Below are 24,714 nucleotides of genomic sequence, written 5' to 3'. Positions count from 1 at the left end.
GACGACGAAGGGGAGCCGGGACCGCCCCGGCTCCCCTTCACGGTGCGGGCGCGCTGTGGCGGGTCAGGTGCGGATCCAGTGCTGGTCGGCGCGGTCGTTGCGGTCCCACAGGTTGACCCGGGTGCCCTCGACGGTCTCGGACCGACCGCCACCGCAGCCCGACCTTCGACGGCTACTCGCCGGAGAACCTCGAACTGGGTTCCTACGGATGGCGCGCCGGCCGCGTCCGGGCCGCGGGAATCGCCCTGCGGGAGGGACTGCTCGGGGTGGCGCTCGCCGACGTGTGACCACGTGACGTGGAGATCGGTCCACGACGGCCGACGGCCCCGGGCGTGCTGGACAGCACGCCCGGGGCCGGTCCGTGTTCTGGTGTCAGGCGAGACCGAGGAGGGCGCGGACGCGGTCGTGGGGGAGGGCGGGGGTGTGGTGTCCCTGTCGGCCGGTCATGGGTTCGTTGGTGACGAGGGCGTTGAGGACGGCTTCCTCGACGCACTGCACGGCCGCTTCGTAGAAGGGGTCGATGCGGCCCCAGGGGACGAAGCGGAGGTGGTCGTAGTCCTTCTCGGTGGGTTCGCCTTCGGGGAAGGTGCTGTTCAGGGCGCCGGCGTTGGCGGTGGAGAAGGCGAGGAAGATGTCGCCGGAGAAGTGGCCGCCGCTGGTGCCGGTGCGGCCCAGGCCGAGGGCGGCGCGGCGGGCGAGGGCCTTGCACTGGCCGGGGAGCAGGGGCGCGTCGGTCCCGAGGACGACGATGACGGAGCCCGCCCCGCCCGGTGCGCGGCCGGGTGCGCCGGCCAGGTCCCGCTGGAACCATCCGTCGTCTTCCAGCGGGTTGTCGTCGAGCAGGGAGCGGCCCACCGCCGTTCCGGCGATGACGAGTTCGCGCCGCTCGCCGAAGTTGGCCTGGACGAGGGCGCCGACGGTCCACGTGTCCGGCCCGTACGCGACCGTACGCGAGGAGGTTCCCGAACCGCCCTTGAAGCCGTAGCAGTTCATGCCGGTGCCGCCGCCGACCGAGCCCTCCTCCAAGGGGCCGGAGGCGGCCGCGTCGAGGGCGGCGACGGCGTGTTCGGGGCGGACGTGGCGGCCGTTGATGTCGTTGAGGTAGCCGTCCCAGGTCTCGGCGACCACGGGGAGCATCCACTGCGCGGCGAGCCGCGGGCGGTTCTCGGCGACCCACTGGTCCACGCCGGTGTGGACCGCGCCGACGGCGTGGGTGTTGGTGAGCGCGACCGGCAGGTTGAAGCCGCCGGACTCCTCGATCCAGGTGGTGCCGGTCATCTCGCCGTTGCCGTTGAGCGAGTACCAGCCGGCCGCGCAGGGCGTGCCGACTCCGTCACGGCCTCTCGGCAGCAGGGCGGTGACGCCGGTGCGGACGCCTTCGCCCTCGATCAGGGTGACGTGCCCGACCTGGACGCCGGGGACGTCCGTGATCGCGTTCCAGGGGCCGGGGGTGCCGTCGAGCGGGATGCCGAGGGCACGCGCCCGGGGACGGCCGGAGGGAGTGTGGTGGGCGGGGAGGGGCATGAGCGGGGCTCTCTTCCGAGAGGTGGCCAACTTGTTAAATCGGAATTTAAGAACTGCTCCACAAGGCTGTCAAAAGAAGGATCACGCTGTTTTAATGGAGTGATACTTCGCAAGGCGATCGAGAAGGCGGTGCTCGTGGGGAGCGGCAGGGGCAAGGGCAAGGAAGCCCGCATGGCGGAACTGGCCGGGGCGGTGGAGCGGGCGCTGCTCACGCGGGGGCTCGCATCGCTTCGGCTGCGGGACGTCGCGGAGGAGGCGGGCGTCACCCCGGCCGCGCTGTTGTACTACGGCGATCTGGACTCCCTGGTCCACGAGACCTACCAGCGGGCCATCGAGCGCTTCGCGCGTGAACGCGAAGAAGCCGTCGAGGCCCACCCCGACGCGCGGGACCGGCTGCGCGCCTGCATCGACAAGGGAGTGGCGACCGGACCGGACGACACGCTCACACGGCTGCTGTTCGAGTACTGGCCGCGCTGCCTGCGCGACGTCAGGGCCGCCACGCTCGACAGCTCCCTGACCGAGCGCCAGGTCGCGATCTACTACGGCATCCTGCTGCTCGGCCAGGCCCAGGGCCACTTCACCCTCCAGGACCCACCGCTCCAGCTCGCGGCCACCTTCCTCGCCCTGGAGGACGGCTTCCAGATGGAGGTCCTCGCCGGCCGCCGCTCCCGCACCCAGGTGATCGCCGCCCTCCACGCCTACACCCGGGCGGTCACCGGCTGGACCCCCTGAGGCCGGATCCGCCCTGCCCCGCCGTATGCCGGTCCCGTCGGTGAGGGGACTCCGGGAGCGGGGTCGCGCGTGCTGGTCACGCCTCGTCCGGCCGTGCCGCTCCGGATGCTTCGGCGGCGATGCGGTCGAACTGGGCCCCCATCGCCTCGGCCAGTGCCTGTGCGGCGGAGAGGGGGCGGACCATGACCATGAAGTCGTCGATGAGGCCCTGCTCGTTCACGTGGAGGAAGTCGCAGCCGGTGATCGCGCGGTCGCCGACCCGCGCCTCGAAGACGAGGGCGTGGTCGCGGCCGTCCTCGCCGGTCGTCGCCCGGACGTAGCGGAAGTCGGTGAAGACGCGGGAGGCCGCGCGGAGGACGGCCGCGGTGACCGCCTTGCCGGGATAGGGCTTGAAGGCGACGGGGCTGGTGAAGACGACGTCCTCGGCGAGGAGTGCCTCGATCGCCGCGTGGTCGTTCGCCTCGACGGCCTGACGGAAGGACTTCATGAGCATCTCCGCAACTAGTCAACTAAGTGAGTAGGTGAGGAGGAGGCTAGTGGTGGGGGACGGCCGCGTCCAGCCCCGACGGAAGGGCGGCCGACCGCCGGGCCCGCGCGCGTGCCCGGTCGTACGGGCGCGCGGCGGGCCGATCGGGGTCAGGACAGCTTCTTGAGGAGCTCCGCGGCGAGCGGGGCGGAGGAGGACGGGTTCTGGCCGGTGACCAGGTTGCCGTCCACGACCACGTGCGGCGCCCACGGCTCGCCGACCTGGACGTCGAGTCCGGCCTCGACGAGCCGGGTCTCCAGGAGCCACTTCGCCCTGCCGGCGAGACCGGCCTGGGTCTCCTCGGCGTTGGTGAAGGCGGTGACCTTGCGGCCGGCGAAGACGTTCGAACCGTCGGCGTCCGTGGCGGCGAGGAGCGCGGCCGGGGCGTGGCAGACGACGCCCAGCGGCTTGCCCGAGCGCAGGGTGTCGACGAGCAGCCTGCCGGAGGTCGCGTCGACGGCCAGGTCCTCCATGGGGCCGTGGCCGCCCGGGTAGAAGACGGCGTCGTAGTCGGCCAGACGGACGTCCTTCAGGTCGACCGGGTTCTTGATCTCGTCGATGGAGGCGAGCGCCGCGGCGACCTCGTCCGCGCCTTCCTGGCCGCCGTTGGCCTCGGGGCTGAGGCTGCCCGCGTCGACGGTCGGGACGACCCCGCCCGGCGTGGCGACGACGACCTCGTGGCCGGCGGCCTTGAACGCCCGGTACGGGGCGACCGCTTCCTCGGCCCAGAAGCCGGTCGGGTGCTTGGTGCCGTCGGCCAGCGTCCAGTGGTCGACACCGGTCATCACGAAGAGGATCTTCGACATGCGTGAGCTCCAGGGAAGGTGGGCCTGTGTGGCGATGTCTTCGACCCTAGGCAGGGAACCCATAGGTTTCCAATGAAGAAGCCAATGCCTCCCATAGGGAGGTCAATGGGTCCGGCGCCGGCCCGACCCTCCGCGGAGCGTGGAGTCGGCACCGCGGGCGCGGTGGTGCGGGCGGTGCCGACCCCTCGTCACGTACTCGCCCGGTCGGCGCCGTCCCGGAGGGTGATCGCCCGTACGGGGCAGGCGCGTACCGCCTCGCGTACCAGCGTGCCCGAGCCGTCCTCCCGGCCCGGGACCACCATCCCGAAACCGTCGTCGTCCTGGGTGAAGACGTCAGGGGAGGTCAGCGCGCACTGCCCCGCTCCGATACAGACGTCCGCGTCGATCGACACCCGCGTCCGCACCGCTTCCTCGGCCATGTTCCGCACCTCTCCTCTTGTCGGGTGACTCACCATGCGACGGGGAGCTCGAGCATCCCCTGAATCGTGTCGCCCGGTTTGAACGGGATCTCCTCGGCGGGCACGGCGAGCCGCAGCCCCGGCAGCCGGCGCAGGAGCGTCCCGAGCGCGATCTCCAGCTCCGCGCGGGCGAGGTTCTGCCCGAGGCACTGGTGGATGCCGAAACCGAACGCCACGTGGTGGCGGGCCGGCCGGTCCCAGTCGAGGGTGTCCGGATCGCTGTAGGCGGCCGCGTCCCTGTTGATGACCGAGGTCGAGAAGACCACGCCCTCACCCGCGCGGATCACCGTCCCGGCGACCTCGATGTCCTCGCATGCGATCCGCAGCAGCCCGTCGGCGATCGACAGGAACCGCAGCAGCTCCTCGACCGCGGCGGGCAGGAGCCCGGGGTCCTCCCGCAGCTCGGCCAGCCGCTCCGGGTGGCGCAGCAGCGTGTACGTGCCGAGCGAGATCATGTTCGCCGTGGTCTCGTGGCCCGCGATCAGCAGGATCGAGGCGAGCTGCACCAGCTCCTGGCGCCCGGGACCGCCGTCCTCGGACGCGCGTGCCACCAGGTCGTCGAGGACGCCCTCGCCGGGCTTCAGGCGCTTGCGGTCGATCAGGTCGCCGAGATAGCCCTCCAGCTGGTCCAGCGCGTCCCGGGTGTCCGCGCCCGTCGGGCCGCGCAGCAGCCGCCGCGACTGCTCCTCGAAGAACTCGTGGTCCGCGTACGGCACGCCGAGCAGGTCGCAGATGACGATCGAGGGCACGGGCAGCGCGAACGCGCTCACCAGCTCGGCCGGCGGCCCCTGCGCCTCCATCGCGTCGAGGAGCCGGTCCACGGTCTCCTGGATGCGGGGACGCAGGGTCTCGGCCCGCTTGAGGGTGAAGCTCGGGATCAGCATCCGGCGCTGGACGTTGTGCTCGGGGTCGTCCCAGCCGAGCAGCGCCGCGCGCCGGTTCCTGCGCGTGGCCGTGGCGCGTTCCGTGGGCATCGGGAAGCCGTCACGGGTGGAGTCGGTGGACAGGCGCCGGTCCGCGAGGAGCGAGCGGGCGGCGGTGTGGCCGGTCACGAACCACACCTGCTGCCCGTCCCAGAGGGTGACCCGCGACAGCGGGCGCTCCTCCTCGGTCCGGGGGTAGGCGGTGGGCGGGTGGTAGGGGCAGGTTCGGTCCTGGGGGAACGCCACGGCTTTCGTCACGGGGGCCTCGCTGGTCCGAATAGGTGGCAGGGGCGGTGGTGCGGTCTCCACTACATGCCTCAGGCATCTATTCGGTCTACACATAGTTCGGCCATTCCACCGGAACGGACGCATCCCCTACGACAGGGGCGTCACCCCCTCCCGCGACAGCGGCCGGAGTCCGGCGTCAGGACGGTGGCGACAGCGGGATGACGGCGGTCAGGACCGTCCCCTCGCCCGGTGCCGACTCGATGGTGAGGGTGCCGCCGAGCTGCCGGGCACGCGCGCGCATGGCGGGCAGACCGTGCCCGCGTACGCCGCCGGGCTTCTCGACCGGGTCGAAGCCGCGGCCGTCGTCGGCGATGTCCAGGACGACCTGATCGTCCAGGTGGCTGAGGGTCAGGGCCGCGGCGCCGGCGTCCGCATGCTTGCGGATGTTGGCCAGCGCCCCCTGGGCGATCCGCAGCAGCGCCGCCTGGACGCGGTCGGGGAGCGCGGTCGCGGGCGTGCCGTCCTGGTGGAAGCGGACCTGGAGGGTGTCGGAGGACTCCCGTTCGGCGAGGGCGCGCAGCGCCTCGGCGAGACCGCCGCCCCCGGCGAGGTCGGCGGGCGCGAGGTCGTGGACGAAGCGGCGGGCCTCGGCGAGGTTGAGCTCGGCGATGGACTCGGCGGTACGGATGTGCCGGCGGGCCGCGTCCGGGTCGCTGTCCCAGAGCCGGTCGGCGGCCTGGAGCAGCATCTGCTGGCTGGACAGGCCCTGCGCGAGGGTGTCGTGGATCTCCATGGAGAGCCGCTGGCGCTCGGCAAGGGTGCCCTCGCGCCGCTCGGTCGCGGCCAGTTCCCGGCGGGCGCGGACGAGGTCGATGATGACGGTCCGCAGCCGGTCGGCCTGCCGCTGGGAGTAGATGAAGACGGCGGTGGCGACGGCGGCCACGGCGGGCGGCGCGAACACCAGGTTCGGGTCGAAGCCGAACCGCAGCCGCAGCTTCACCTGCGCGCCCACGACGATCGCGGTGAGCAGGGCGACCAGGATGATCGCGGACCGGGTGCGCAGGGACCGCAGGCCCGTGTAGAAGAGCGGCACCGCACACCACCCGAAGCTCGGCGCCAGGGCCACGAGGGTGAGCCAGGCCCCGATGACGGCCGCCAGCCAGAGCCCGTGGGCCGTGGTGAGGGCGGTGCCGCGCCCCTCGGCCCGACCGCCCCGCCCCTCGGTCTGGCGGGGGCCGAGCACCGGACCGAGTACGTACAGCAGGGCCAGTACGACGGCGAGGGCGATCACCCACGGGGTGCCCGGGGCGCCGGGGTGGACGAGCAGGTACCGGGTCAGCGAGGAGCACAGCAGGACGAAGAACGCCACGTGCATCACGGTCGCGAGCCAGCCGGCGTCCGGGTCGGCCGCCTCCGTGTCGACCGGCGACCGCCTGTCCATCCGCACCGTCCGCTCCTCGCCACCGACTGTTCTTTTCTGGGCCCAGGCTAGTCGGACGCACCCGTTCCGCATCGACCGATCGGTTGACCCCCGTGTCGTCCGCCGGGTGCGCCGACCCCAGCCTGCAGGCCGACCGGAGAGGGCCGTGACCGGCACCAGGATGGATGTCAGAGCGGGAACGCGGAGCTTCCCGAGCCCCCGAGGGGGGTGATGCCCAAGGAGCTGATGATCGTGAAGAAGACGACCCTGCGCACCCGTGTCCTGACCGGTACCGTCGCCGCCGGCGCGCTCGCCGCGGGCCTGTTCGGCACCGTCTCCGCGAACGCCGCCGCCCCGGCCGCCGCTCCCGCCGCGGTCATGGCCGACGCGGACAACGGCAACACCATGACGTCGACGCACCTGACGATCGAGGCCGCCACCAAGGCCGCCCAGGCGACCCTGCACGCTGCGGAGAAGGAGAACCAGCGGGTGTCCGTCGCGGTCGTGGACCGCAACGGCAACACGATCGTCACCCTGCGCGGCGACGGCGCGGGCCCGCAGTCCTACGAGTCGGCCGAGCGCAAGGCGTTCACCGCCGTCTCCTGGAACGCCCCGACCTCGGTCCTCGCCGGCCGCCTGGCCAACGCGCCGACGCTGAAGGACATCCCCGGCACCCTGTTCCTCGCCGGCGGCGCCCCCGTCACCGCCAAGGGCGCCCCGATCGCGGGCATCGGCGTCGCCGGCGCCCCGTCCGGTGACCTGGACGAGAAGTTCGCCCAGGCCGGTGTCGCCGCCCTGGCGAAGTAACCCCCGATCGGCACGGATCACGAAGAGGGACGACAGGATGGACGACCCCAACAGCCGACTCCTCGCAGCTGCCCGCCGAGGCGACGCCGACGCGGTCCGGGCCGCCCTGGAGGAGGGCGCCGGGGTGGAGGCCCGCGACGAGGAACTGCGCTCCCCGCTGCTCCTCGCCGCGCTCGGCGACCATGTGGAGGCCGCCCGGGTCCTCGTCGAAGCAGGCGCCGACCCGAACGCCCAGGACCGCCGCCACGACAGCGCCTGGCTGGTCACCGGTGTGACCGGCAGCGTCGAGATGATGCGTACGCTGCTGCCGGCCGGACCGGACACGAGGCTGCGCAACCGCTTCGGCGGCATCTCGCTGATCCCCGCGAGCGAGCACGGCCACGTCGCGTACGTACGAGCGGTGCTGGACGAGACCGACACCGACGTCGACCACGTCAACGACTTCGGGTGGACGGCACTCCTGGAGGCGGTGATCCTCGGCGACGGCGGACAGCCCCACCAGGAGGTCGTGGAACTCCTCCTCGCCGCGGGCGCCGACCCGGACCTCGCGGACATGGACGGCGTCACGCCCCTGCGGCATGCGGAGCGACGCGGCTTCGACAGGATCGCCGCCCTGCTGAATCCCCGCTGAACCTCGACGAGTTCCAGCCGGTAACCTCCTGCCTCATGATGCGCGCCTGGATCTTGCCGGTACTGCTCGTCCTCAGCGGCTCACTCGTCGCGGCGGGTCAGATCGCCAGGGGCGGCCCCGGCGCAGGCGCCGTGCTGCTCCTGGTGTTCCTGCTGCTCGCGTGGATGAACTCGCCGCTGGTCTTCCCGAAGTCGATCGGCGCGCTGGAAGCGCGGCGCCGCAGCGCGGCCGACGGCCGGCCGATCGTCTTCTGGCGGCCGGGCTGCAAGTACTGTCTGCGGCTGCGCATTCGCCTGGGCCGCAGTGCCCGTCAGTTGTACTGGGTGAACATCTGGCGCGATCCGGACGGTGCGGCGGTCGTGCGGGCGGCCAACGACGGCAATGAGACCGTGCCGACCGTCGTCGTGGACGGCCGGCCGTTCACCAACCCCGATCCCGGATGGGTGCGCGAGAACCTCTCGCCCTCCGTGTGACGGGTCAGCTCGGTCCGTTCTCCGTCCACGGGCGGAGCTTCTCCGGGTTGCGGACCGCCCAGATGCGGGTGATCCGGCCGTCGGTGAGGTCGAACGCCGCCACGGTCGCGGTGACGCCCGCGTTCTGCGCGACCAGACCGGGCAGGCCGTTGACCGTCCGCTCCAGGAGGGTGAGCCCGGGGGCCTTGTCGGCGATGTGGACGAGGTACTGGGCGATGAGCCCGCTGCCGACGACCGGGCGGAGCGCGGCGCCGATCAGACCGCCGCCGTCGGCCGTCATCGTGGCGTCGGGGTCGAGCAGACCGACGAGGGCCTTGATGTCCTTGGCCTCCCACGCCTCCTTGAAGTGCCGTACCAGAGCGGCCTGTCCGGCCACCGGCACGGTCGGGGTCCGGGAGGCGTCGACACGTCGGCGGGCCGAGGAGGCGAGCTGCCGGCAGGCCGCCGGGGACCGGCCGACGATCTCGGAGACCTCGGCGAAGGGGTACCGGAAGACGTCGTGCAGGATGAACGCCACGCGTTCGGCCGGCGTCATCGACTCCAGGACGACGAGGAACGCCATGTTCACCGACTCGTCCAGGGTGACCCGGTCGGCGGGATCGTCCGGTTCGGATGCCGCACCGTCGGCCCGCACGCTGGACCACTCCGTACGGTCGGGCAGCGGCTCGGGTATCCACGGTCCGACGTAGCGCTCGCGCCGGACCCGCGCCGAGCCCAGCATGTCCAGGCAGACCCGGCCGGCCACCGTCGTCAGCCAGGCCCCGGGCGAGTCGACGGCCTTCCGCTGCCGCGGCGACATCGCGTACCAGCGGGCGTACGTCTCCTGTACGGCGTCCTCGGCCTCGGCCAGCGAACCGAGCAGCCGGTAGCCGATGTTGATGAGCCGGCGCCGCTCGCCGACCACCACGCTCAGGTCCGGCTCCGACCGGTCGTGCCCCGGCTCGGTGATGGTGCTCATGATGGCGACTGCCCCCTGGTTCGTCCCGCCTCGTCCGATCCGTCCCGTCGACGAACACCGCACCGGAGATCCGGGGCGGCCCCCGCCTCACATTTCACGGGCCTGTGTCGTCGGACGGACGAGACACTATCGAGCCACCGCCGCGAGGCAGAACAAGAGGACCGAGTCATGGCCACCACCGCACAGACCACGGCAGTCCGGAGCACCGGCAGCCGCACCTTCGTCCAGGTCTCGATCGCCCTGCAGACCCTCACCCTCTTCTTCCAGGCGACCACCGCCGGACTGCTGCTGGCCTCGCCCCACACCGAGGTGCTGCACAGCGTCGGCGCGCGCGTGACGTACGGCGCGACCATGCTGTACGTGCTGGCGGCGGTCCTGGCCTGGCGGCCGGGCGGCGGCTCGCCCCGCCCGATCCTGTACTCGACCGGCTTCCTCGTCCTCTCCTCGGTCCAGGTCGTGCTGGGCATCGCGCACAAGCCGGCCCTCCACGTCCCCCTGGGCGTCCTGATGTTCGGCCTGAGCGTGCTGGCGCTGGGCCAGACCCTCGTCACCCGTCGGCAGGAACGATCCGGCGCGGGACAGCGGTAGAGACCGCCCGGACCGCGCCCCGGCCGTCCCCACCCGCGCGGAGCCGCTCTACTGTGATCCACATGTCTGCCCCTGCCCCTGCCCCCGCCTCTGCCCCTGTGCCTGTTCGTGCCCTCGCCCACCGGCCGTTGACGACCGAGGCCGTCGCCGAACTCGTGGAGCTGCCGGCCGTACCGCCCGTCCCGGACGACTCCGACGCCGTCGACGAGGAGGTGGAACGGCGGGGTTGGGTCTGGGAGGACGGGCTCGTCTGCGAGTCCTTCCGCACCGCGCACGGCCATGTGCTCTGCACCGACGTCGTCAGCCCCTTCGGGTGCCCGGAGGCCAGGACCTTCCTGGTCTTCGGGGAGGTGTACCCCGTCGACCCGCACGACGAGGACATGGCCAACGCCTCGTGGCTGTACGGCCTCGTCGACCGCTGGCGGGAACAGCCCGGCTGGATCGGCAGCAGGCCGAGTACGGCCGAGGAGTGCGAGGCCGTACTCGCGCGGGCCGCGCGGGTGGTGACCGAGCACCTCGGCGCGGCGCCCGAGAGGACGGCCCCGTCCGCCGAGAGCCTGGTCACCGGGCCGCCCCTGACGCACCGCGTCTGGCGCACCGCCACCCACGCCCTGGTACTGGGACCGGCGCCCGACAACGGCCCGTACGGCTACCTCACCCACCTCCAGCTGTCCTCCACCCCTCTCGACTGCGGTCCCGAACTCCCGCCCGCCGAGGACGAGGACGGCCTGGCCGCGTGGATCGCCGACCACATCGACTGGTGATCCCGCAGCGGGCCTCCGGGCGTCAGCGGGGCTCCGGAGCCGGCCAGGCGCGCGGGTAGGGCACGCGCAGCGACTCGGCCGCCACGGGGGTGTGGTCGGCCGCCGCGCGCAGCCGCCCGTCGCGTCGGACGATGCCGCCGCCGGCGAGCATGGACGTCACCAGCTCGGTGGCGAGCGCCTCGGGCGTGAGGCGCAGGAGGCGTGCGGCGTCGGTGAGCCACGCGCGCGCATGGAGGTACGGTTCGACCTCCTCGGAGGGGATGCCGTCGCGGATCATGAGGGCGAAGGCGAAGATCCGGCGGATGCCGTACCAGACGGCCCCGTCGGGGTCGTCGACGAGCCGTCGGCCCCGGCGCAGGGCGGCGGCGAAAGCGGCCCCGGGGTCGGTCGGGACCGGCCCGTGGGACGGCAGGACCACCCGTGGACCGAGAGCGGCCATCCGCTGGAGCGAGGCCAGCGCGGTGGCGGCCGCGCCGGGCCCGTCGAGGGCGAGGTTGACCCAGCCGACGTCGTGGTCCGACAGCGCGTCGCCGACCACGAGCAGCCGTTCCTCCGGCTGCCACAGGGCCAGATGGCCCGGCGTGTGACCGGGCGTGCGGACGACCTCCCAGTCGGTGTCGCCGAGCCGGAGGACCTGCCCGTCGTCGAGCGGCACGTCCACGGTGTACGGGGCGACCGGCTGGTCCAGGTACTCCGCCGCGCAGCAGCAGGGGTCCCGGCGGGAGAGCGCCTCGGCCTCGGGGGCCCCGGCGGCGATGCCCGCGCCGGAGGCCTGGAGCAGGGCGTTGCCGCCGACGTGGTCGGAGTGCCAGTGCGTGTTCACGACCAGGTCGATCCTCCCGGCCAGGGCGCGGGCCCGGTCGGCGGTCTGCCGGGCGTGACCGACGAACCCGGAGTCGACCAGGGCAGGTCGCTTCCCTGGGAGCACGAGCGTGTGGGCATCGGGGAACGGCCTCTGCCACCAGATCGCCCAGGACGGCAGCGACGGAGGGGAGGAAGGCCGCCGACCCACGGGTCGGGCGGCTCCGGTCTGCGGGCTCACTGCTCTGCTCCGTTCACGTGGATCGGCGTCTGCCGCCCGGGGCGGCGACGGGTTTCCGTCCGCCGGACCGCACATCGGCCCGGCGGCGACGGGTTTCCGTCCGTCGGACCGCGCATCGGCCCGGCGGCTACGAGCTTCCGTCCGCCGGACCGCGCATCGGTTCGGTGGCGGCGGGTTTCGGCCCGCCGCCGTCCCTCAGCTCCCGGAGGTGGCGGTCCGTGCGATGCGTGCCAGGGTGGTGCGCATCCCGGCCCGGTTGAGGGCGACCCGGCGGGCGGGGTTCGACCCGGCGAAGACCGTTCCCAGCAGTTCGGCGACCCGGCCCCGGGCCCCGCCGGTCCGCAGGTCCTGCCAGAACTCGGTGATCCGTGTCCCCGAGCCCTCCGGTTCGAACCGGTAGCCCCAGCGGGCGATCGGCAGTCCGAAGACGCCGATGTCGAAGACGAACTCGCTGTCCGGGCGCATCCGGGTGACACGTCCGATGGTCGGCCAGAGGAACGGCCCGCGCCGGTTGAGGCCGACGAACCGGGTCCCGGTCCGCGCCGGAGGCCGCAGCACCCACACGGACCGGCACTCCGGACTCCAGCGCCCCATGTTCCGCAGGTCCGACACCAGCCGGTAGACGACCGCCGGCGGCGCGTCGACGACCGTGCTCTCCTCCAGGCTCCACTGCCGATCCATCGCCCGCTCCCCTCGCACCGCCCGACTGTTACCGGTCGGTACGTTAGCGGGAGCGCGGACCGTCTGTCCCCGGATCCTCCGTCATGATCGACGGGAGGCCTCCCGGCGGCTCAGGCCTCGACGTCCTGCGGGTACCAGCGCAGTTCGACCGTGTTGCCGTCGGGGTCCTTCACGTAGACGGACTGGGCGGAGCCGCGGGCTCCCCAGCGCGGCACCGGGCCCTCGAGGACGTCGAACCTGCCCGAGTCGATGACCTCCTGCCAGTCCAGCGGGTCCACGACCAGGCAGATGTGGTCGACATTGGACTCGCCCCGGGGGCGGGAGAAGAGGTCGATGACGGTGCTCTCGTCTATGCGGACGGACGGGAACGACACCTCGCCGGCCCGCCACTCCTCCACCCGCTCGGGCGCGAGGCCCAGGAGGCCGGTGTAGAACTCCAGGGCCTTGTCGACGTCGGTCACGTTGAGCACGAGGTGGTCGAAGGCTTTGACTCGCATGGTGGGTTCGGCACCTTTCTGGGTTGCGTCTCGGCCAGACGATCATGTCACTGCGGGAGCCGTGATCAAGGGACCCGGCCGACCGGAATCCGGACGGGACGGCTCCGGCCCTTGATCCGGGACCGCCTTGCCTCGCGCGACGCGACAGTGCTCTCATGCTCGCTGACACGCAGTCTCGCTGAGCGGGGGCACAGTGACAGAGGGGGCACGGGCGGGCGAAGTCGTCGGCGGCCGCTACCAGTTGGTCCAGTCGATCGCCGCGGGCGGCATGGGCCGCGTCTGGAAGGCGTACGACGAGCGCCTCCAGACCGAGGTGGCGCTCAAGGAGCTCTGGCTGACCGGCCCCCTGGCACCCGGGCAACGAGCCGAACTGCTCAAGCGCGCCGAACTGGAGGCGCTGAACGCGGTGCGGCTCCGCGACCACCCGAACATCGTCACCGTCCACGACGTCGTCATCGAGAACGGCGTCCCCTGGATCGTGATGCAGCTGATCTCCGGCGGGACACTGGAACAGCGCCTGAGAACGGGACCGTTGCCCGTCGCCGACGCCGAGGCGATCGCCTCGGCCCTGCTCGACGCCCTCGACGCCGCGCACCGCAACGGCATCGTGCACCGCGACGTCAAACCCGCGAACGTCATGATCGGCCAGGACGGCAGGATCCTGCTCGGCGACTTCGGCATCGCCGCGCCCGAGACCGGCACCGGCCTCACCTCCACCGGGGCCGTCATCGGCTCGGCGCCGTACCTCGCCCCCGAGCGGGCCGCCGGGCTGCCCGGCAGGGCGAGCAGCGACCTGTTCTCGCTGGGAGTGACCCTGTACGAGGCGGTGGAGGGCGTCTCCCCGTTCCTGCGGGACACCTGGGCGGCCACCGCCGACGCCGTCCGCTTCGAGGAGGCCCCGCCGATGCGCGGCGCCGGCCGCCTCGAACCCCTGATCACCGCCCTCCTCGTCAAGGACCCGGCGGCCCGCCCGACGGTCGCGGAGGCGTCGCTCCTCCTCAAGGGGCAGGGCCCCTCGCGGCCGAGGACCCCTACGGAGATCGTGGCGCCGCCGCAGGCCTCCGGGGCCGCGTCCTCCAAGGCGACGCTCAAGGTCACCAACAACGGGGACGACCCGATCCGCCTCCACCTGGGCACCGATCACCTCGGACTGGTCCCCGGAGGCCGGACCGTCAGCTTCGCGACCGAGCCCACCAACGCCCGCAGGCTGCGGGTGAGCACCGGGGACCTGGCCGGCGCGTCCCACGTCCTGCGGCTCCGGCCCGGCCATCCCGTGCACCTCACCGTGACCGTGGAGGACGGCAAGCCGGTCGTGACCGGCGACGGGATCGTGCGACGGCCCGCACAGGTGCGCGAAACACCCCGACCGGCGGTGCGCCCCGCCGCCCCGGCCGTCCAGCGCCCGAAGCCTGCGACCACGTCGAAACCGACCTCCGACGACGGCGTATGGGGCGGCTTCGTGTTCTTCGCGCTGCTCCTCGCCGCCCTGGGGTACTTCAACAGTGCCGCCTTCTCCGGCTGGGTCAGCCACTACCTGCACGGCTCCACGACCTCGTTGGAGAGCGGCGACTGCGTCTATGACGACACCCGCGAGCAGCGGCCCGGGTATGTGGTGGTGCCGTGCCAGGCGGCTGCCGCAGAGTACGAGGTGCGCGACAAGATCGGGTACGTGGGCCAGCCCTGTCCGGAGCCGATGAAGGTGGTGTGGATCGCGCCGGACAGTTGGTGTGCCGAGAAGAAGTGATCCTCAGGGCACCCGCCACCGCGTCAGACGTGCAGCTCGGGCGGGAACCCGGTCCAGCGCAGCTCGGCGGGGAGGTGGCCCGTGTCGTTGAAGAACAGGACGGCCGGGGCCCGGCCGGGCGCGTAACGCAGGACGGTCAGGGCGGCGTTGGCGTGGTTGATGCCCATCCAGCGGGCCTTCGGGGCGTCGAGGGCCTCCCGGACGAGCCAGGCGATCAGGAAGTTGTGCGTGATGACGAGTTCGTGGCGCGGCTGATCGCCGTCGACGGGGCCGGTGAAGCGGGCGACGGCCTCCGCGGCGAGACCGGGGCCCTGTTCGCGCTCCTCCGCCGGGAACCGGGCCAGGAACCCGAGCAGGGCGTCGGCCGACTCCGCCGGCAGCTCCTCGCGGCGCGGCACGTACGGGATGTAGTCGCCGGCCGCCGGGGACATCCGCAGGGGAACACCGTCGAGCTGCTCGTGGACGAGCCGGGCCGTCTGCTCCGCGCGCGGGAGCGGCCCGTGGTGGATCGCCGCGAGGGGAGCCTTCCGGAGCCGCTCACCGAGCAGAACGGCCTGGCGGCGGCCGCTCTCCGTCAGCGTGCTCTCGTCCTCGGACGCCTCACCGTGGCGCGCCAGGTACAGGTAGCGGGCGGCGGTTTCCGTCATGCTCGGCTCCTTCGACAGGCTGGTGATCTTGCGAACGTCGGGAGGGACGTGGCCCGGCACGGCGCGGTTCCCCCTGGATGCTTCCTCGGCCCGTCGCCTAATGTCCCGTGTGGAAGGCGACCGGATGCCGACCAGTGGACTGCAAGCGACTTCGAGGGGTGTTGTGGATCTCGGTTCTGTGTTCATCGCGGTGGCGGGCGTGGCGGGAACGCTGGGGGGATCGCTGCTGACCCAACGCGCCTCCGAACGGGCGAGACGCCGGGAGATAGAGCTGGTGCGGGACCACGAGGAGGTCAGCGAGAGCCTGGCTCTCCGCCGCACCTGCTACGTGGAGCTCAACCGGGACGCACGTCAGTTCACCACCGCGATCAGCCAGTTCCTGCACGTCATGCAGGAACGCCGGGTGGAGGAGGCCGATCGCGCGGAGCTCGACGAGGCGAAGAGAACCCACCGCGACACGTACTCCCAGGCCCAGTTGATCGTCCCCGACGACGTGCTCTCCTGCGCGAGTGCGGTCAACAAGGCCCTGAACAGGGTGTACGGCCAGGTCAAACGCCTCGACCGGGAAGAGCCCAAACCAGGGGAGACGATCGCCGGCGCGTTCAGCGCCCAGGCGGAGGTCTGGGAACTGCTGAAGGTCCTGAGGACCTTGATGCGCCGAGACCTCGGAGTGGCCTCCGCGAGCGACGACGCGCCGGCGCGTCTCCCCGCGCAACTGACCGATCCTCGAAGCTGACGTGGGCGCGCTCGCCGACACGAAGGGAACACGAACCACGGTGACAGACCGTCACTCTCCCGATGCGCCGACCGTGGTGCGGCTCACGGGCTACACGAAGAGCGACCAGGCCGAGATCCTCGGCGACGGTGCCGATCCCTTCGGCGTGGCGGACGCCGGACTGACCTGGCTGCCCAAGAAGGAGCACTTCGGCATCAGGCGGAACGGCCGCCTCGTCGCGCACGTCGGTCTGCTGGAACTCCCCCTGTCGATCGACGGCGTCGGGACGCGGGCGGTGGGCGTCGGCGGCGTGGCCGTCGCACCGGACCTACGGGGGCACGGGCTGGCGCGGGCGGTCGTGTCGGCGGCCCTGGACCACGCGCGGGCGATGGGACCGCGGTACGGGCTCCTCTTCTGCCGCCCACCGCTCGTCCCGCTCTACCGGCGGCTCGACTGGCGAACTGTCGAGCGGGACGTCCACGTCGAACAACCCGAGGGAGCCGTGATCATGCCGCTGCGGACCATGTGGACGCCGCTCCACGACGATGCGACCTGGCCGGCCGGGGAGGTCCGCCTCCTCTCCCTCCCCATGTGAGGGATCCCCTCCCCGTGTGAGGACTCACCGGCTTTCCGTTCCCACCGGTCTGCGCAGCAGGTACGCGGCGGCCGAGGCGACCAGGAGCAGCATGCAGCCGGTGAACGCCAGGCCGGCGTGTTCCAGGCCGAGGGGTTCGGACAGGAGGCCGACTCCGATGACCGGGATCGAGATGCCGGTGTAGGCGACCACGAACAGGGCCGAGATCACCGCCGCGCGCTGCTCCACGGGCGCGGCCGCGGCGACGGCGGACAGGGCCGCGCGGAAGGAGAGGCCCTGTCCGACCCCGCCGACGAGGGCGGCGAGGACCACGAGGGCGAGGAGTTCCGCGGAGAGCGCCACCGCCAGGAAGACCAGGCCGGCGAAGAGCACGGCACAGCCCAGCGGCAGGGACCGGGACACCCCGAAGCGGCCGACGGCGAGCTGTCCGGCGGTGGAGGCGAAGAAGGCCAGGGCGACGATCAGCCCGCTCACCGCGTGGTTGTCCACGTGCAGGAACCGGGCGAGGAAGGCGGGACTGACCGAGGTGAACACCCCGAACAGGGCGAACCCCGCGAACGAGGCGATCGCCGCCGGCACGAACACCGGGCGCACCCGGGCGGGCAGGGCCGGCCGCTGGGGACGTACGGCGGTCAGGGGCCGCGGCTCCCGCACGGTCTCCGGCAGCCGCAGCAGGACGAGGGCCGACACGGCCACCAGGGCGAGGTGCACGGCGAACGGAAGCAGCAGAGGCTCGGGGGCGTACTCCGCGAGCAGTCCGGCGAGCAGGGGCCCGCAGCCGAGACCGCCCATGTTGGCGGCCGTCGCCACGAGCGTCGCCCGCGACTGGCCCCCGGGCGGGGCGAGGTCCATGACGTACGCGGTGGCGGCCCCCGTGAACAGGCCGGCCGACAGGCCCGAGAGCAGCCGACCCGCGTACAGCCAGCCCAGCCCGTCGGCGGACAGGAAGCAGATCGCGCTCGCCGCCGCGAACCCGAGCCCCCACAACAGCGTCGGCCGCCTGCCGACCGTGTCCGAGGCGTTGCCCGCGAGAAGCAGGACGCCGATGACCCCGAAGGCGTACACGGCGTACACGACGGTCACCGTCAGCTCGGAGAAACCGAACTTCTCCTGGTACAGGGGATAGAGCGGCGTCGGCAGCGTGGTGCCGGTCATCCCCACGACGAACACGGCACCGGCCAGCAGACACCGGAGCCACCCTTGACGATCACCCACCATGCCGCCGACCGTAACCCCGCCACCCGCCCCCGCCCGGCAACGCGACGCCCGCGATCGGGTCATCGACCGTGCCGGCCCAATGCCGGGGCAGACTGTGCCCATGCATGGATGGATCTGGGCGGGCAGCGAACCCGGCCCCGCACTGTACGGACGCCTGCGCGTCGAGACCGAGGACCTCGGGCCGGCGCACTGGCTCACCGAACGCCGCCCCGGGCACGGTGACTTCGGTACCGTCGCCGATATCGCCGCCCCCGGTTTCCCGGCGTACGCGCGCGTACTGCACCCCGCGGCTCTCGACGAGGCCCCGGTCCGCTGGGACACCGTCGCCGCCGCCCACGGACGACGGGTCGAGGCGCTGACGGACTGGCACGAGGTGATCGGCGCGGAGCGGTTCTACCAGAACATGGGGGAGTACGGCCTGCCCGGCGTATGGGACGAGCACCCCGGCGAAGGCCCCACGCCCGGCGGCGTCGCGCGCGCCCTGATCCCCGTCCTCGCGCGGCACACGGCCACGCCGGAACGGTGCTGGTACGGGCTGTGGGACGGGTACGGCCGCTGGGACTGGCACGGCGTCCCCACCTTCCCGACCCCCGAGAGGGAGGAGATCCTCCTGTCCGGAACGCTGGCCGACGCCGTGTCCCCCGAACTCCTGGACGAGTTCGCCGAACTCCCCGACCTGTGGTGGCCGCAGGACCGCGCCTGGTGCGTGGGCGGCGACGTCGACCTGGTCAGCACCTACGTCTGCGGCTCCGAGGACCTGATCGCCGACCTGCTCGCCACGCCCGACCTGGAAGCCCACCGGGTCACGGCGACCGACCGGGTCGGCTGACACCCCCCGGCCGACGCCGCCCGGACGTGTCGGTCGTCGATCGCGGTCGTCGCCGGGCGGCTCGGGAGCTCCGCCGGGGCGGTGGAGAAGCGCGTCGGGAACGTCTTCGCCGAGCTCGGCCTCCCGCCCGACGGGGCCCGTCACCTTCGGGTACTCGCCGTCCTCGGCCAGCTGAGGGGCTGACGGCGCCCCGTCGCACGCTTCCCGGGGGTGGTGCCCGCCCCACCCCCGGGCCTGTGGCCTGCTCCAGTGACCTCGCGGCGCTCATGCGCGACGGTGGTCGGCATGACCACGGCATCACACCGCACGGGCCCCGCGGCCCCGTCGCGACCGGCGACCGTCCACGGCCGCGCCCTTGCCCTGCTCGGTGCCGCGGCTGCGGCCCTCACCGTCGCGTTCGTCCTCCTCCCGCGCACACTGGCGGCACGCGGGACGGGCGGCGGACTCGGCGAGAAGGAGGCCCTCGCCGCGGCCCTGCGGGAGGCGTTCGTCGCGTACTGGCGCTCCGGTGAACGGGGGTTCCCACCGGACCTGGACCGGGTCGTCACGTACTGGTTCCGCTATCACGTCGCCAAGGCCGTGATCGCCGCGCTCCTGCTGGCCGTTCTCGTCGCCCTCGGCGTTCTGCTCTGGAAGGCCTTCCTGAAATCCCCCCTCGGCGCGGGAAAGGGCTTCGCGTTCGCGACGGCAGGCGTTCTCGCCACGGCGCTCGCGCTGCTCTCGCTGGCTGCGGTGACGGCCAACGTCCAGGGTGCGGCGGCGCCCTTCGCCTCCCTTCTGCCGATGCTGCCGACCGGCGCGACCGAGGGCGAACCCGCCGACGCGCTCGACCGGATCCGACAGAGCCTGGCCGCCGCTCCGGGCGCCGGTGACCAGGTCTCGCCCGCCCTTGACGTGATGATCGGCGACTTCGCCCGCTACCACGAGGCCATGGCCGTGATCGCCGCGGCCGTGGCGGTCGGCCTCATCGCGCTGAGCGCGCTGTCGTGGAGGCGGTTCAGGAGGACGGCGCCGGCCGATCGGCGGACGAGGCGCGCGGTCGGGGCGCTCGGTGTCCTCTCGGTGCTCTCGTCGCTGCTCGTCATCGTCGTCGCGATGGCGAACACGACCACCGCGGCGGACCCGCGTCCGGCGCTCCTGGCCTTCTTCGAAGGAGGCTGGTGACCAGGGGAGTTCGGGTCGGTTCCGTGCCGGACGGCGACTCGTGTGCGGAATCCCCTTGCGCAATGGTCAAGAGTCGTTGACCATTGCTCACATGCCTACCGACGATCTTCCCGAGACGTTTCGCGTCACCACGGACGAGCAACTGCGCGCCGTATCCAATCTCACGCGCCACCGGATCATGGCCGTGCTCCGCTTCGAGCCGGCGACGATCACGCAGATCGCCGAGCGCGTCGGCCTCGCGAAGGGGAGCTCCAGCTATCACGTGCGCCTGCTGGAGCGGGCCGGCCTGGTGAAGGTGGTGCGGACGAGGAAGGTGCGGGGGGTCACCGAGCGGTACTACGCGATGGCCGCACGGTCGATCGTGCTGCCCGATCCGGGCGAGGGAGGGCCGGACGTGCTGATGCGGCACGCGGTGGCGGACCTGGAGGCGGCGCCGACGGATGCCGAACGGCACGTGGGAATGATGCATCTGCGCCTCACCGAGGAGCAGTTCGCGGAGCTGGGAGCGCGGCTCGAAGCGCTGGCGATCGAGTACCGGGAGCTGTCCGATCCGTCGCTTCCGGACGCCTCGCTCGTCTTCGCGCTGTTCCACCCGGCACCGATCCGCCAGACCGAAGGGGACGCCAAGTGACCTCGGGAATCCAGAAGCTGCCGACCGGGTTCGGGCGGCTGTGGACCGCGCAGACGGTGTCCTCGCTCGGTGACGGGGTGACACATGCCGCGCTGCCGCTGCTGGCGCTGACGCTGACGCGGGATCCGATGGCGCTCGCCGTCGTCACGGCGGCGGGGACGCTGCCGTGGCTGCTCTTCGGGGTGCTCGGCGGTGCGCTGGTGGACCGCTGGGACCGCCGGCGCACGATGTGGGTCGCGGACGCGTCACGCGCGGCGTTGCTCGGGATCCCCGCGGCGGCGGCCGTGCTCGACGGCCTGAGCATCCCGCTGCTCGCGGCCGTCGCCTTCTTCCTCGGCCTCGGCGGACTCTTCTTCGACACGGCCGCCACGGCCTATCTGCCCGATCTGCTCCGCCGCGACCCCGCACTCCTGGAGCGCGCCAACTCCCGTCTGCGCGGGGCCCAGACCGCGATGTCCGGTTTCGCGGGGCCGCCTGCGGGCAGTGCGCTGCTCGCGCTCGGGCGGGCGGTTCCGCTGCTCGCCGACGCCGTGTCGTTCCTGCTCTCCGCACTGCTCGTCCGCACGCTGCCCGTCATGCCCCGGCCCGTTCCGGAGGCCCGCGAGTCGCTGCTCCGGCAGGCGCGGGCCGGGGCCTCGTACGTCTTCCGGGACCGGGTGCTGCTCGGCCTCGCGCTCCGCCCGGCGGTCGGGAACGTCGCCTTCCTCGCCGTGGAGACCGTCCTCGCCCTCTTCGCGCGCGACCGCCTCGGCATCGACACCTACGGCTTCGGTCTGCTCCTCACGGCGGAGGCCGCCGGCGGCCTGCTCGGCGCGGGCATCGCCTCCTCCCTCGGCCGACGACTCGGCACCGGCACCGCGCTGACCTGCACGGCCGCCGTCGAAGGGCTCGCCATCCTGGGTCTGGCCGCTGCCCCGAACCCGTACGCGGCCGGGCTGGCGCTCGCCGTCTGCGGGGCCGCCATGGGTGCCACGATGGTGCTCGCGCCCTCCCTCCGGCAGGCGATCGTCCCCGCCCACCTCATGGGCCGGGTCGCCTCCACCTCCCGCATGCTGGCCATGTGCGCCGCCCCCGTCGGTGCCTTCCTCGGCGGCTGGCTGGCCACCGCCTACGACATCCGCACCCCGCTCTACGCCGCCGCCGTGCTCCTCCTGGCGATGACGGCCGTCACGGCGTCCATGACCAGCAACCGCCGCGTCGAAGCGGCCCTGCGTGCCGCCGCCCCGGCGGCCGAGGAGCCCGCCCGGGAGAGCGCCTCCGGCGTGGCGTGACGCCCGCCTCGCCCGTCGGCGCGTCCCTCAGTCCGACTCGTCGGCGCGCAGGGTGAGCGCGAGGAGACCGGGGAAGCGGGCGTCGAACTCCTCGCGGCGCAGCCGGTTGAGCCGCTTCGGCCCCTGGTCGCGCTGTTCGACGAGGCCGGCGCCGCGCAGGACGGTGAAGTGGTGGCTCTTGGCGGCCCTGCCGACGGGCACGTCGAAGTTGCTGCAGCTGAGCGTCCAGTCGGGCTGCGCGGCCAGTTCGCGGATCAGCTGGATGCGCACGGGGTCCGCGAGCGCGGAGAGCGCGGTGAGGAGGGCGACGTCGTCGGGGTGCGTGTGCACGGGAGCCGCACGGTGCCCCGCGCCCCCGGTCTGCTCCGGCATTCCGTCCACTCCTCCGCCGAGATCCGCTTGCCCATTGTTCGATGACCATCATACAGTGCGAGTGTTCGCTTCCCGTTGAACACTCAGTCCGGGCCTCCCGTCCGGGCTCTCCTCCGAAGGTGGTTCGTCCATGCGTGCGATCGAGTTCCACGAGTATGGCGCTCCCGAGGTCCTGCGACTCGTCGAGGCCACGGCGCCGCTGCCGGGACCGGGCCAGGTGGCCATCGACGTCGCCTGGGCCGGAGTGAACTTCGCCGACGTCAAGGCGCGAGCGGAGGGATACCGGGTCGACGAACTGCCCTACCGGCCCGGCCTGGAGGTCTCCGGGCACGTCCGGGCCCTCGGTGAGGGAGTCGACGGTCTGGAGGTGGGCCAGGAGGTCGCCGCCCTCGTCGCCGGCGGCGGATACGCCGAGGTCGTCCTCGCCGAGGCCCCGGCCGTCTTCCCCCTCCCCGAGGGCCTCGACCTGCGGACCGCGGCCACCCTCCCCACCGTCCTGCCGACCGCGCACGCCCTGATCCACGAGGTGGGGCGGCTGCGGGCGGGGGAGAGCGTGCTGGTGCACGGGGCGGCGGGAGGCATCGGCACGGCCGTCGGCCAACTGGCCCGGGCGGCGGGCGCCGGAGCCGTCTACGGAGTGGCCTCCACCGAGGCGAAGGCCGCGTACGCCCTGAAGTACGGCTACGACGAGGTCTTCCGGCCCGACACCTTCGCCGAGGACGTCCGGCGGGCCACCGGCGGCCGGGGAGTCGACCTCGTCCTCGACCCGCTGGGCGGTGACACGCTGCGCCGCGGCCTCGGCGCCCTCGCCGTCTTCGGACGCCTGGTCTCCTTCGGCAACGCCGGCGGCGAGACGCCCTGGCAGGTCGGCCAGACCGAACTGTACGGCCAGGGCCGTTCCGTCGCGGGCTTCTCCGTCCTGTCCCTCGCCCAGACGGCACCCGCCGCCGCGCGCGCCCTGACCGAACGCGCCCTGCGCGCGGTCTCCGAGGGGGCGGTGACCCTCCCCGTCACCGCCGAGTTCCCCCTGTCCGAAGCGGCCGCAGCCCATGAACTCCTGGGCGGCCGCGGTTCCACGGGCAAGCTGCTGCTGCGTGTGAAGGACTGACGACGACCGCCGGACCGTCCGTCCGGGGTACGGATTCACAACTGGTGGATCCAGGCGATGACGAACACGGTGCCGGCCACCGACGAACCCAGCAGGGCCAGGGCGGGCCACGGTCCCACCCTGAGCCCCCACATCCCGCCCGCCAGGCGGGCGTGCAGCCGGTTCAGCAGCCAGAGGACCCCCAGGGCGGCGGCCGCGAACGGCAGGGCGACGAGGAAGTGCACGACCCACGCCCCGTCCCAGGTCGGCCCGCCCCAGGAGTGGTCGTAGGGTCCGTGGTCGACGAGGGGGTAGAGCACGCCGCGAAGGACGAACAGCACCTCGATGCCCACGGGGACCAGGGCCACCAGCCCGAGCGGCACGCACAGCAGCGCGTGCGCGAGCAGTCGCCACGGGCCGGGCTGCCGGGGCGACGACCGCGCCGCCGGTTCCTGCTCACCGGCACGTGCCCACCAGGCGCGCGCCCTGTCCGTACGCCCGACCGCGACCGCAGCCGGCGTCAGCACGGCGGCCGGCAGCAGCGCCGCGGCGTACCCGACCCGGCGCGCGAACCGCGCCGGGAGGACACGTGAACCGGATCCCGAAGGCCGCTCGTCGCGGGCGCGCCGCGACGCGAGAAATGACATGACCGTCCCCGTTCTCGTGAGCGTCGGCCGTTGCCGACGCCCGGAACGGTAGGGAGGGGACACCGGCCGGCACGTCACACCACGGTGCCGGTCCGACCCCGTACCCGAGTAGGGGGTCAGTCCCGGCGGCGGAGGTCGAGCATGCAGAGGACCTTGTCGTAGCGGCGTTCGCCGACGGCGACGAACTCGGGCAGACGGCCGTACTCGGTGAAGCCCAGCGACCGGTAGAGGCGCAGGGCGTGGGTGTTGTCGCCCCGGGCGTCCAGGGTGAGGACCTCGATCCCCGCCTCCCGGGCGTCGCCGATCAGGGCGGCCGTCAGCGCCCGGCCGACGCCGAGACCCTGGACGGCGGCGTCCACCGCCACCTTCTCGAGGTCGGCATGCGGGCGATGGGTCGGCCGGGCGTAGCGGAGCCAGTACCCCAGGCCCACGATCCGGCCGTCGAGGCAGGCGACGCGGAGGGACGCGTCCCCGGCGCGCACGGCGGAGACGACGTGGTCCAGAAGCTCCGCCACCTCGTCCCGCGAGGGCGGCTCGACCCAGCCGAGCGCCGCACCCCCGCTCACCAGCTCCGCCAGGATCCGGTGGGCCGAACCGGCGAGACGCGCGTGCAGATCCGGGTCGGACAGGAGGCCCGGGGCGTCGAGGACGACGGGCTGAGCGGTGGCGTCATGAGGGAGGGCCGAAGTCATGATCGTCACCCTATCCACCCGGGGGCGGGGCCGGTCGTGAGGTC

Annotated in this window: 29 protein-coding genes; 14 read left to right on the top strand and 15 right to left on the bottom strand. The window is 72.9% G+C overall.

Going from position 1 to position 24,714, the window contains the following annotated elements; translation table 11 throughout:
* Positions 1–372: 372 nt before the first annotated feature.
* Complete coding sequence (locus tag ACH4TP_RS06235; protein ID WP_398436048.1) at positions 373–1,524, bottom strand: P1 family peptidase; 1,152 nt, start codon at positions 1,522–1,524, stop codon at positions 373–375.
* 99 nt (positions 1,525–1,623) lie between these two features.
* Between ACH4TP_RS06235 and ACH4TP_RS06230 the strand changes: the two genes are divergently transcribed.
* On the top strand, positions 1,624–2,256 hold the full coding sequence (locus ACH4TP_RS06230) for a TetR/AcrR family transcriptional regulator (RefSeq protein WP_398436046.1): 633 nt from the start codon (positions 1,624–1,626) through the stop codon (positions 2,254–2,256).
* Positions 2,257–2,332: 76 nt separating this feature from the next.
* Here ACH4TP_RS06230 and ACH4TP_RS06225 read toward each other — a convergent pair whose 3' ends face one another.
* The 5 genes from ACH4TP_RS06225 to ACH4TP_RS06205 form a co-directional block, all read right to left on the bottom strand.
* Positions 2,333–2,743 (bottom strand): nuclear transport factor 2 family protein, encoded by a 411-nt coding sequence (locus tag ACH4TP_RS06225; protein WP_398436045.1) that lies wholly within the window; start codon positions 2,741–2,743, stop codon positions 2,333–2,335.
* 149 nt (positions 2,744–2,892) lie between these two features.
* Complete coding sequence (locus ACH4TP_RS06220) at positions 2,893–3,588, bottom strand: type 1 glutamine amidotransferase domain-containing protein (protein WP_398436043.1); 696 nt, start codon at positions 3,586–3,588, stop codon at positions 2,893–2,895.
* Positions 3,589–3,776: 188 nt separating this feature from the next.
* Positions 3,777–4,007 carry a ferredoxin gene (locus tag ACH4TP_RS06215; protein ID WP_389234336.1) on the bottom strand — a complete coding sequence of 77 codons (231 nt, stop codon included), beginning with the start codon at positions 4,005–4,007 and terminating at the stop codon, positions 3,777–3,779.
* Positions 4,008–4,036: 29 nt separating this feature from the next.
* Positions 4,037–5,311 carry a cytochrome P450 gene (locus ACH4TP_RS06210; protein WP_398436041.1) on the bottom strand — a complete coding sequence of 425 codons (1,275 nt, stop codon included), beginning with the start codon at positions 5,309–5,311 and terminating at the stop codon, positions 4,037–4,039.
* A gap of 82 nt (positions 5,312–5,393) precedes the next feature.
* A complete protein-coding gene (locus ACH4TP_RS06205) occupies positions 5,394–6,638 on the bottom strand; it encodes a sensor histidine kinase (protein ID WP_398436844.1) in 1,245 nt (414 codons plus the stop codon).
* A gap of 231 nt (positions 6,639–6,869) precedes the next feature.
* Between ACH4TP_RS06205 and ACH4TP_RS06200 the strand changes: the two genes are divergently transcribed.
* The 3 genes from ACH4TP_RS06200 to ACH4TP_RS06190 are packed head-to-tail and all read left to right on the top strand — an operon-like array spanning position 6,870 to position 8,528.
* A complete protein-coding gene (locus tag ACH4TP_RS06200) occupies positions 6,870–7,424 on the top strand; it encodes a heme-binding protein (protein WP_398436040.1) in 555 nt (184 codons plus the stop codon).
* A gap of 37 nt (positions 7,425–7,461) precedes the next feature.
* The gene (locus ACH4TP_RS06195) at positions 7,462–8,055 is read left to right on the top strand and encodes an ankyrin repeat domain-containing protein (RefSeq protein ID WP_398436038.1); all 594 of its coding nucleotides are present in this window, start codon (positions 7,462–7,464) and stop codon (positions 8,053–8,055) included.
* Between the two features lie 35 nt (positions 8,056–8,090).
* Positions 8,091–8,528 carry a glutaredoxin domain-containing protein gene (locus ACH4TP_RS06190; protein ID WP_398436036.1) on the top strand — a complete coding sequence of 146 codons (438 nt, stop codon included), beginning with the start codon at positions 8,091–8,093 and terminating at the stop codon, positions 8,526–8,528.
* A 4-nt stretch (positions 8,529–8,532) separates the two neighbouring features.
* Here the strand turns inward: ACH4TP_RS06190 and sigJ are convergent, their stop codons facing one another.
* Complete coding sequence (sigJ, locus tag ACH4TP_RS06185; protein WP_398436034.1) at positions 8,533–9,486, bottom strand: RNA polymerase sigma factor SigJ; 954 nt, start codon at positions 9,484–9,486, stop codon at positions 8,533–8,535.
* Positions 9,487–9,654: 168 nt separating this feature from the next.
* On the opposite strand from sigJ, the gene ACH4TP_RS06180 reads away from it, so the two are divergent.
* Positions 9,655–10,074: a hypothetical protein gene (locus ACH4TP_RS06180; protein WP_389234354.1), complete on the top strand. Its 420-nt coding sequence runs from the start codon at positions 9,655–9,657 to the stop codon at positions 10,072–10,074.
* Positions 10,075–10,172: 98 nt separating this feature from the next.
* Entirely contained in the window at positions 10,173–10,838 is a 666-nt protein-coding gene (locus tag ACH4TP_RS06175; RefSeq protein ID WP_398436032.1) for a hypothetical protein, read from the top strand.
* A 22-nt stretch (positions 10,839–10,860) separates the two neighbouring features.
* Here the strand turns inward: ACH4TP_RS06175 and ACH4TP_RS06170 are convergent, their stop codons facing one another.
* The 3 genes from ACH4TP_RS06170 to ACH4TP_RS06160 all read right to left on the bottom strand — a co-directional run bounded on the left by ACH4TP_RS06170 (position 10,861) and on the right by ACH4TP_RS06160 (position 13,058).
* Positions 10,861–11,766: an MBL fold metallo-hydrolase gene (locus ACH4TP_RS06170; protein WP_398436030.1), complete on the bottom strand. Its 906-nt coding sequence runs from the start codon at positions 11,764–11,766 to the stop codon at positions 10,861–10,863.
* A gap of 309 nt (positions 11,767–12,075) precedes the next feature.
* Entirely contained in the window at positions 12,076–12,561 is a 486-nt protein-coding gene (locus ACH4TP_RS06165) for an SRPBCC family protein (protein WP_398436029.1), read from the bottom strand.
* A 110-nt stretch (positions 12,562–12,671) separates the two neighbouring features.
* On the bottom strand, positions 12,672–13,058 hold the full coding sequence (locus ACH4TP_RS06160; RefSeq protein WP_389234366.1) for a VOC family protein: 387 nt from the start codon (positions 13,056–13,058) through the stop codon (positions 12,672–12,674).
* Positions 13,059–13,251: 193 nt separating this feature from the next.
* Between ACH4TP_RS06160 and ACH4TP_RS06155 the strand changes: the two genes are divergently transcribed.
* Positions 13,252–14,802 (top strand): serine/threonine-protein kinase, encoded by a 1,551-nt coding sequence (locus tag ACH4TP_RS06155; RefSeq protein WP_398436027.1) that lies wholly within the window; start codon positions 13,252–13,254, stop codon positions 14,800–14,802.
* 23 nt (positions 14,803–14,825) lie between these two features.
* Here ACH4TP_RS06155 and ACH4TP_RS06150 read toward each other — a convergent pair whose 3' ends face one another.
* Positions 14,826–15,449, bottom strand: coding sequence for a histidine phosphatase family protein (locus ACH4TP_RS06150; RefSeq protein WP_398436026.1), 624 nt, complete (start codon positions 15,447–15,449; stop codon positions 14,826–14,828).
* Positions 15,450–15,648: 199 nt separating this feature from the next.
* Here ACH4TP_RS06150 and ACH4TP_RS06145 point away from each other — a divergent pair, with 199 nt between their 5' ends.
* Both ACH4TP_RS06145 and ACH4TP_RS06140 read left to right on the top strand, forming a co-directional pair.
* The gene (locus tag ACH4TP_RS06145) at positions 15,649–16,185 is read left to right on the top strand and encodes a hypothetical protein (RefSeq protein WP_398436025.1); all 537 of its coding nucleotides are present in this window, start codon (positions 15,649–15,651) and stop codon (positions 16,183–16,185) included.
* 40 nt (positions 16,186–16,225) lie between these two features.
* Complete coding sequence (locus tag ACH4TP_RS06140) at positions 16,226–16,759, top strand: GNAT family N-acetyltransferase (RefSeq protein WP_398436023.1); 534 nt, start codon at positions 16,226–16,228, stop codon at positions 16,757–16,759.
* A 24-nt stretch (positions 16,760–16,783) separates the two neighbouring features.
* Here ACH4TP_RS06140 and ACH4TP_RS06135 read toward each other — a convergent pair whose 3' ends face one another.
* Positions 16,784–17,977, bottom strand: coding sequence for an MFS transporter (locus ACH4TP_RS06135; RefSeq protein ID WP_398180093.1), 1,194 nt, complete (start codon positions 17,975–17,977; stop codon positions 16,784–16,786).
* A gap of 100 nt (positions 17,978–18,077) precedes the next feature.
* On the opposite strand from ACH4TP_RS06135, the gene ACH4TP_RS06130 reads away from it, so the two are divergent.
* From ACH4TP_RS06130 to ACH4TP_RS06115, 4 genes are all read left to right on the top strand, one after another.
* Positions 18,078–18,806, top strand: a complete 729-nt coding sequence (locus tag ACH4TP_RS06130) for a hypothetical protein (RefSeq protein WP_398436021.1) — start codon at positions 18,078–18,080, stop codon at positions 18,804–18,806.
* Positions 18,807–19,091: 285 nt separating this feature from the next.
* The gene (locus tag ACH4TP_RS06125; protein ID WP_398436019.1) at positions 19,092–19,970 is read left to right on the top strand and encodes a hypothetical protein; all 879 of its coding nucleotides are present in this window, start codon (positions 19,092–19,094) and stop codon (positions 19,968–19,970) included.
* Positions 19,971–20,061: 91 nt separating this feature from the next.
* Entirely contained in the window at positions 20,062–20,601 is a 540-nt protein-coding gene (locus ACH4TP_RS06120) for an ArsR/SmtB family transcription factor (RefSeq protein ID WP_398436017.1), read from the top strand.
* On the top strand, positions 20,598–21,872 hold the full coding sequence (locus ACH4TP_RS06115) for an MFS transporter (RefSeq protein WP_398436015.1): 1,275 nt from the start codon (positions 20,598–20,600) through the stop codon (positions 21,870–21,872). Before ACH4TP_RS06120 ends, ACH4TP_RS06115 begins: the two co-directional genes overlap by 4 nt.
* A gap of 27 nt (positions 21,873–21,899) precedes the next feature.
* Here ACH4TP_RS06115 and ACH4TP_RS06110 read toward each other — a convergent pair whose 3' ends face one another.
* Positions 21,900–22,244: an ArsR/SmtB family transcription factor gene (locus ACH4TP_RS06110; protein ID WP_389234397.1), complete on the bottom strand. Its 345-nt coding sequence runs from the start codon at positions 22,242–22,244 to the stop codon at positions 21,900–21,902.
* Between the two features lie 130 nt (positions 22,245–22,374).
* Here ACH4TP_RS06110 and ACH4TP_RS06105 point away from each other — a divergent pair, with 130 nt between their 5' ends.
* Positions 22,375–23,352 carry a zinc-binding alcohol dehydrogenase family protein gene (locus ACH4TP_RS06105; protein WP_398436013.1) on the top strand — a complete coding sequence of 326 codons (978 nt, stop codon included), beginning with the start codon at positions 22,375–22,377 and terminating at the stop codon, positions 23,350–23,352.
* Between the two features lie 35 nt (positions 23,353–23,387).
* Here ACH4TP_RS06105 and ACH4TP_RS06100 read toward each other — a convergent pair whose 3' ends face one another.
* Both ACH4TP_RS06100 and ACH4TP_RS06095 read right to left on the bottom strand, forming a co-directional pair.
* Complete coding sequence (locus ACH4TP_RS06100) at positions 23,388–23,978, bottom strand: hypothetical protein (RefSeq protein WP_398436012.1); 591 nt, start codon at positions 23,976–23,978, stop codon at positions 23,388–23,390.
* 116 nt (positions 23,979–24,094) lie between these two features.
* Complete coding sequence (locus tag ACH4TP_RS06095; protein ID WP_398436010.1) at positions 24,095–24,670, bottom strand: GNAT family N-acetyltransferase; 576 nt, start codon at positions 24,668–24,670, stop codon at positions 24,095–24,097.
* Positions 24,671–24,714: the final 44 nt, after the last annotated feature.

The organism is Streptomyces sp. NPDC021012, from assembly GCF_044333355.1.
Taxonomy (GTDB): domain Bacteria; phylum Actinomycetota; class Actinomycetes; order Streptomycetales; family Streptomycetaceae; genus Streptomyces.
The sequence above is the reverse complement of the archived record's forward strand: the minus strand, read 5'-3'. Positions and strand labels throughout refer to the sequence as shown.

Excerpts from the sequence above, each read along its gene's own strand:
- ACH4TP_RS06235 (WP_398436048.1), bottom strand. The coding sequence starts at position 1,524 with ATGCCCCTCCCCGCCCACCACACTCCCTCCGGCCGTCCCCGGGCGCGT.
- ACH4TP_RS06225 (WP_398436045.1), bottom strand. The coding sequence starts at position 2,743 with ATGAAGTCCTTCCGTCAGGCCGTCGAGGCGAACGACCACGCGGCGATC.
- ACH4TP_RS06220 (WP_398436043.1), bottom strand. The coding sequence starts at position 3,588 with ATGTCGAAGATCCTCTTCGTGATGACCGGTGTCGACCACTGGACGCTG.
- ACH4TP_RS06215 (WP_389234336.1), bottom strand. The coding sequence starts at position 4,007 with ATGGCCGAGGAAGCGGTGCGGACGCGGGTGTCGATCGACGCGGACGTC.
- ACH4TP_RS06210 (WP_398436041.1), bottom strand. The coding sequence starts at position 5,311 with ATGTGTAGACCGAATAGATGCCTGAGGCATGTAGTGGAGACCGCACCA.
- ACH4TP_RS06205 (WP_398436844.1), bottom strand. The coding sequence starts at position 6,638 with ATGGACAGGCGGTCGCCGGTCGACACGGAGGCGGCCGACCCGGACGCC.
- ACH4TP_RS06195 (WP_398436038.1), top strand. The coding sequence starts at position 7,462 with ATGGACGACCCCAACAGCCGACTCCTCGCAGCTGCCCGCCGAGGCGAC.
- ACH4TP_RS06190 (WP_398436036.1), top strand. The coding sequence starts at position 8,091 with ATGATGCGCGCCTGGATCTTGCCGGTACTGCTCGTCCTCAGCGGCTCA.
- sigJ (WP_398436034.1), bottom strand. The coding sequence starts at position 9,486 with ATGAGCACCATCACCGAGCCGGGGCACGACCGGTCGGAGCCGGACCTG.
- ACH4TP_RS06180 (WP_389234354.1), top strand. The coding sequence starts at position 9,655 with ATGGCCACCACCGCACAGACCACGGCAGTCCGGAGCACCGGCAGCCGC.
- ACH4TP_RS06165 (WP_398436029.1), bottom strand. The coding sequence starts at position 12,561 with ATGGATCGGCAGTGGAGCCTGGAGGAGAGCACGGTCGTCGACGCGCCG.
- ACH4TP_RS06160 (WP_389234366.1), bottom strand. The coding sequence starts at position 13,058 with ATGCGAGTCAAAGCCTTCGACCACCTCGTGCTCAACGTGACCGACGTC.
- ACH4TP_RS06150 (WP_398436026.1), bottom strand. The coding sequence starts at position 15,449 with ATGACGGAAACCGCCGCCCGCTACCTGTACCTGGCGCGCCACGGTGAG.
- ACH4TP_RS06135 (WP_398180093.1), bottom strand. The coding sequence starts at position 17,977 with ATGGTGGGTGATCGTCAAGGGTGGCTCCGGTGTCTGCTGGCCGGTGCC.
- ACH4TP_RS06130 (WP_398436021.1), top strand. The coding sequence starts at position 18,078 with ATGCATGGATGGATCTGGGCGGGCAGCGAACCCGGCCCCGCACTGTAC.
- ACH4TP_RS06125 (WP_398436019.1), top strand. The coding sequence starts at position 19,092 with ATGACCACGGCATCACACCGCACGGGCCCCGCGGCCCCGTCGCGACCG.
- ACH4TP_RS06120 (WP_398436017.1), top strand. The coding sequence starts at position 20,062 with ATGCCTACCGACGATCTTCCCGAGACGTTTCGCGTCACCACGGACGAG.
- ACH4TP_RS06110 (WP_389234397.1), bottom strand. The coding sequence starts at position 22,244 with ATGCCGGAGCAGACCGGGGGCGCGGGGCACCGTGCGGCTCCCGTGCAC.
- ACH4TP_RS06105 (WP_398436013.1), top strand. The coding sequence starts at position 22,375 with ATGCGTGCGATCGAGTTCCACGAGTATGGCGCTCCCGAGGTCCTGCGA.
- ACH4TP_RS06100 (WP_398436012.1), bottom strand. The coding sequence starts at position 23,978 with ATGTCATTTCTCGCGTCGCGGCGCGCCCGCGACGAGCGGCCTTCGGGA.
- ACH4TP_RS06095 (WP_398436010.1), bottom strand. The coding sequence starts at position 24,670 with ATGACTTCGGCCCTCCCTCATGACGCCACCGCTCAGCCCGTCGTCCTC.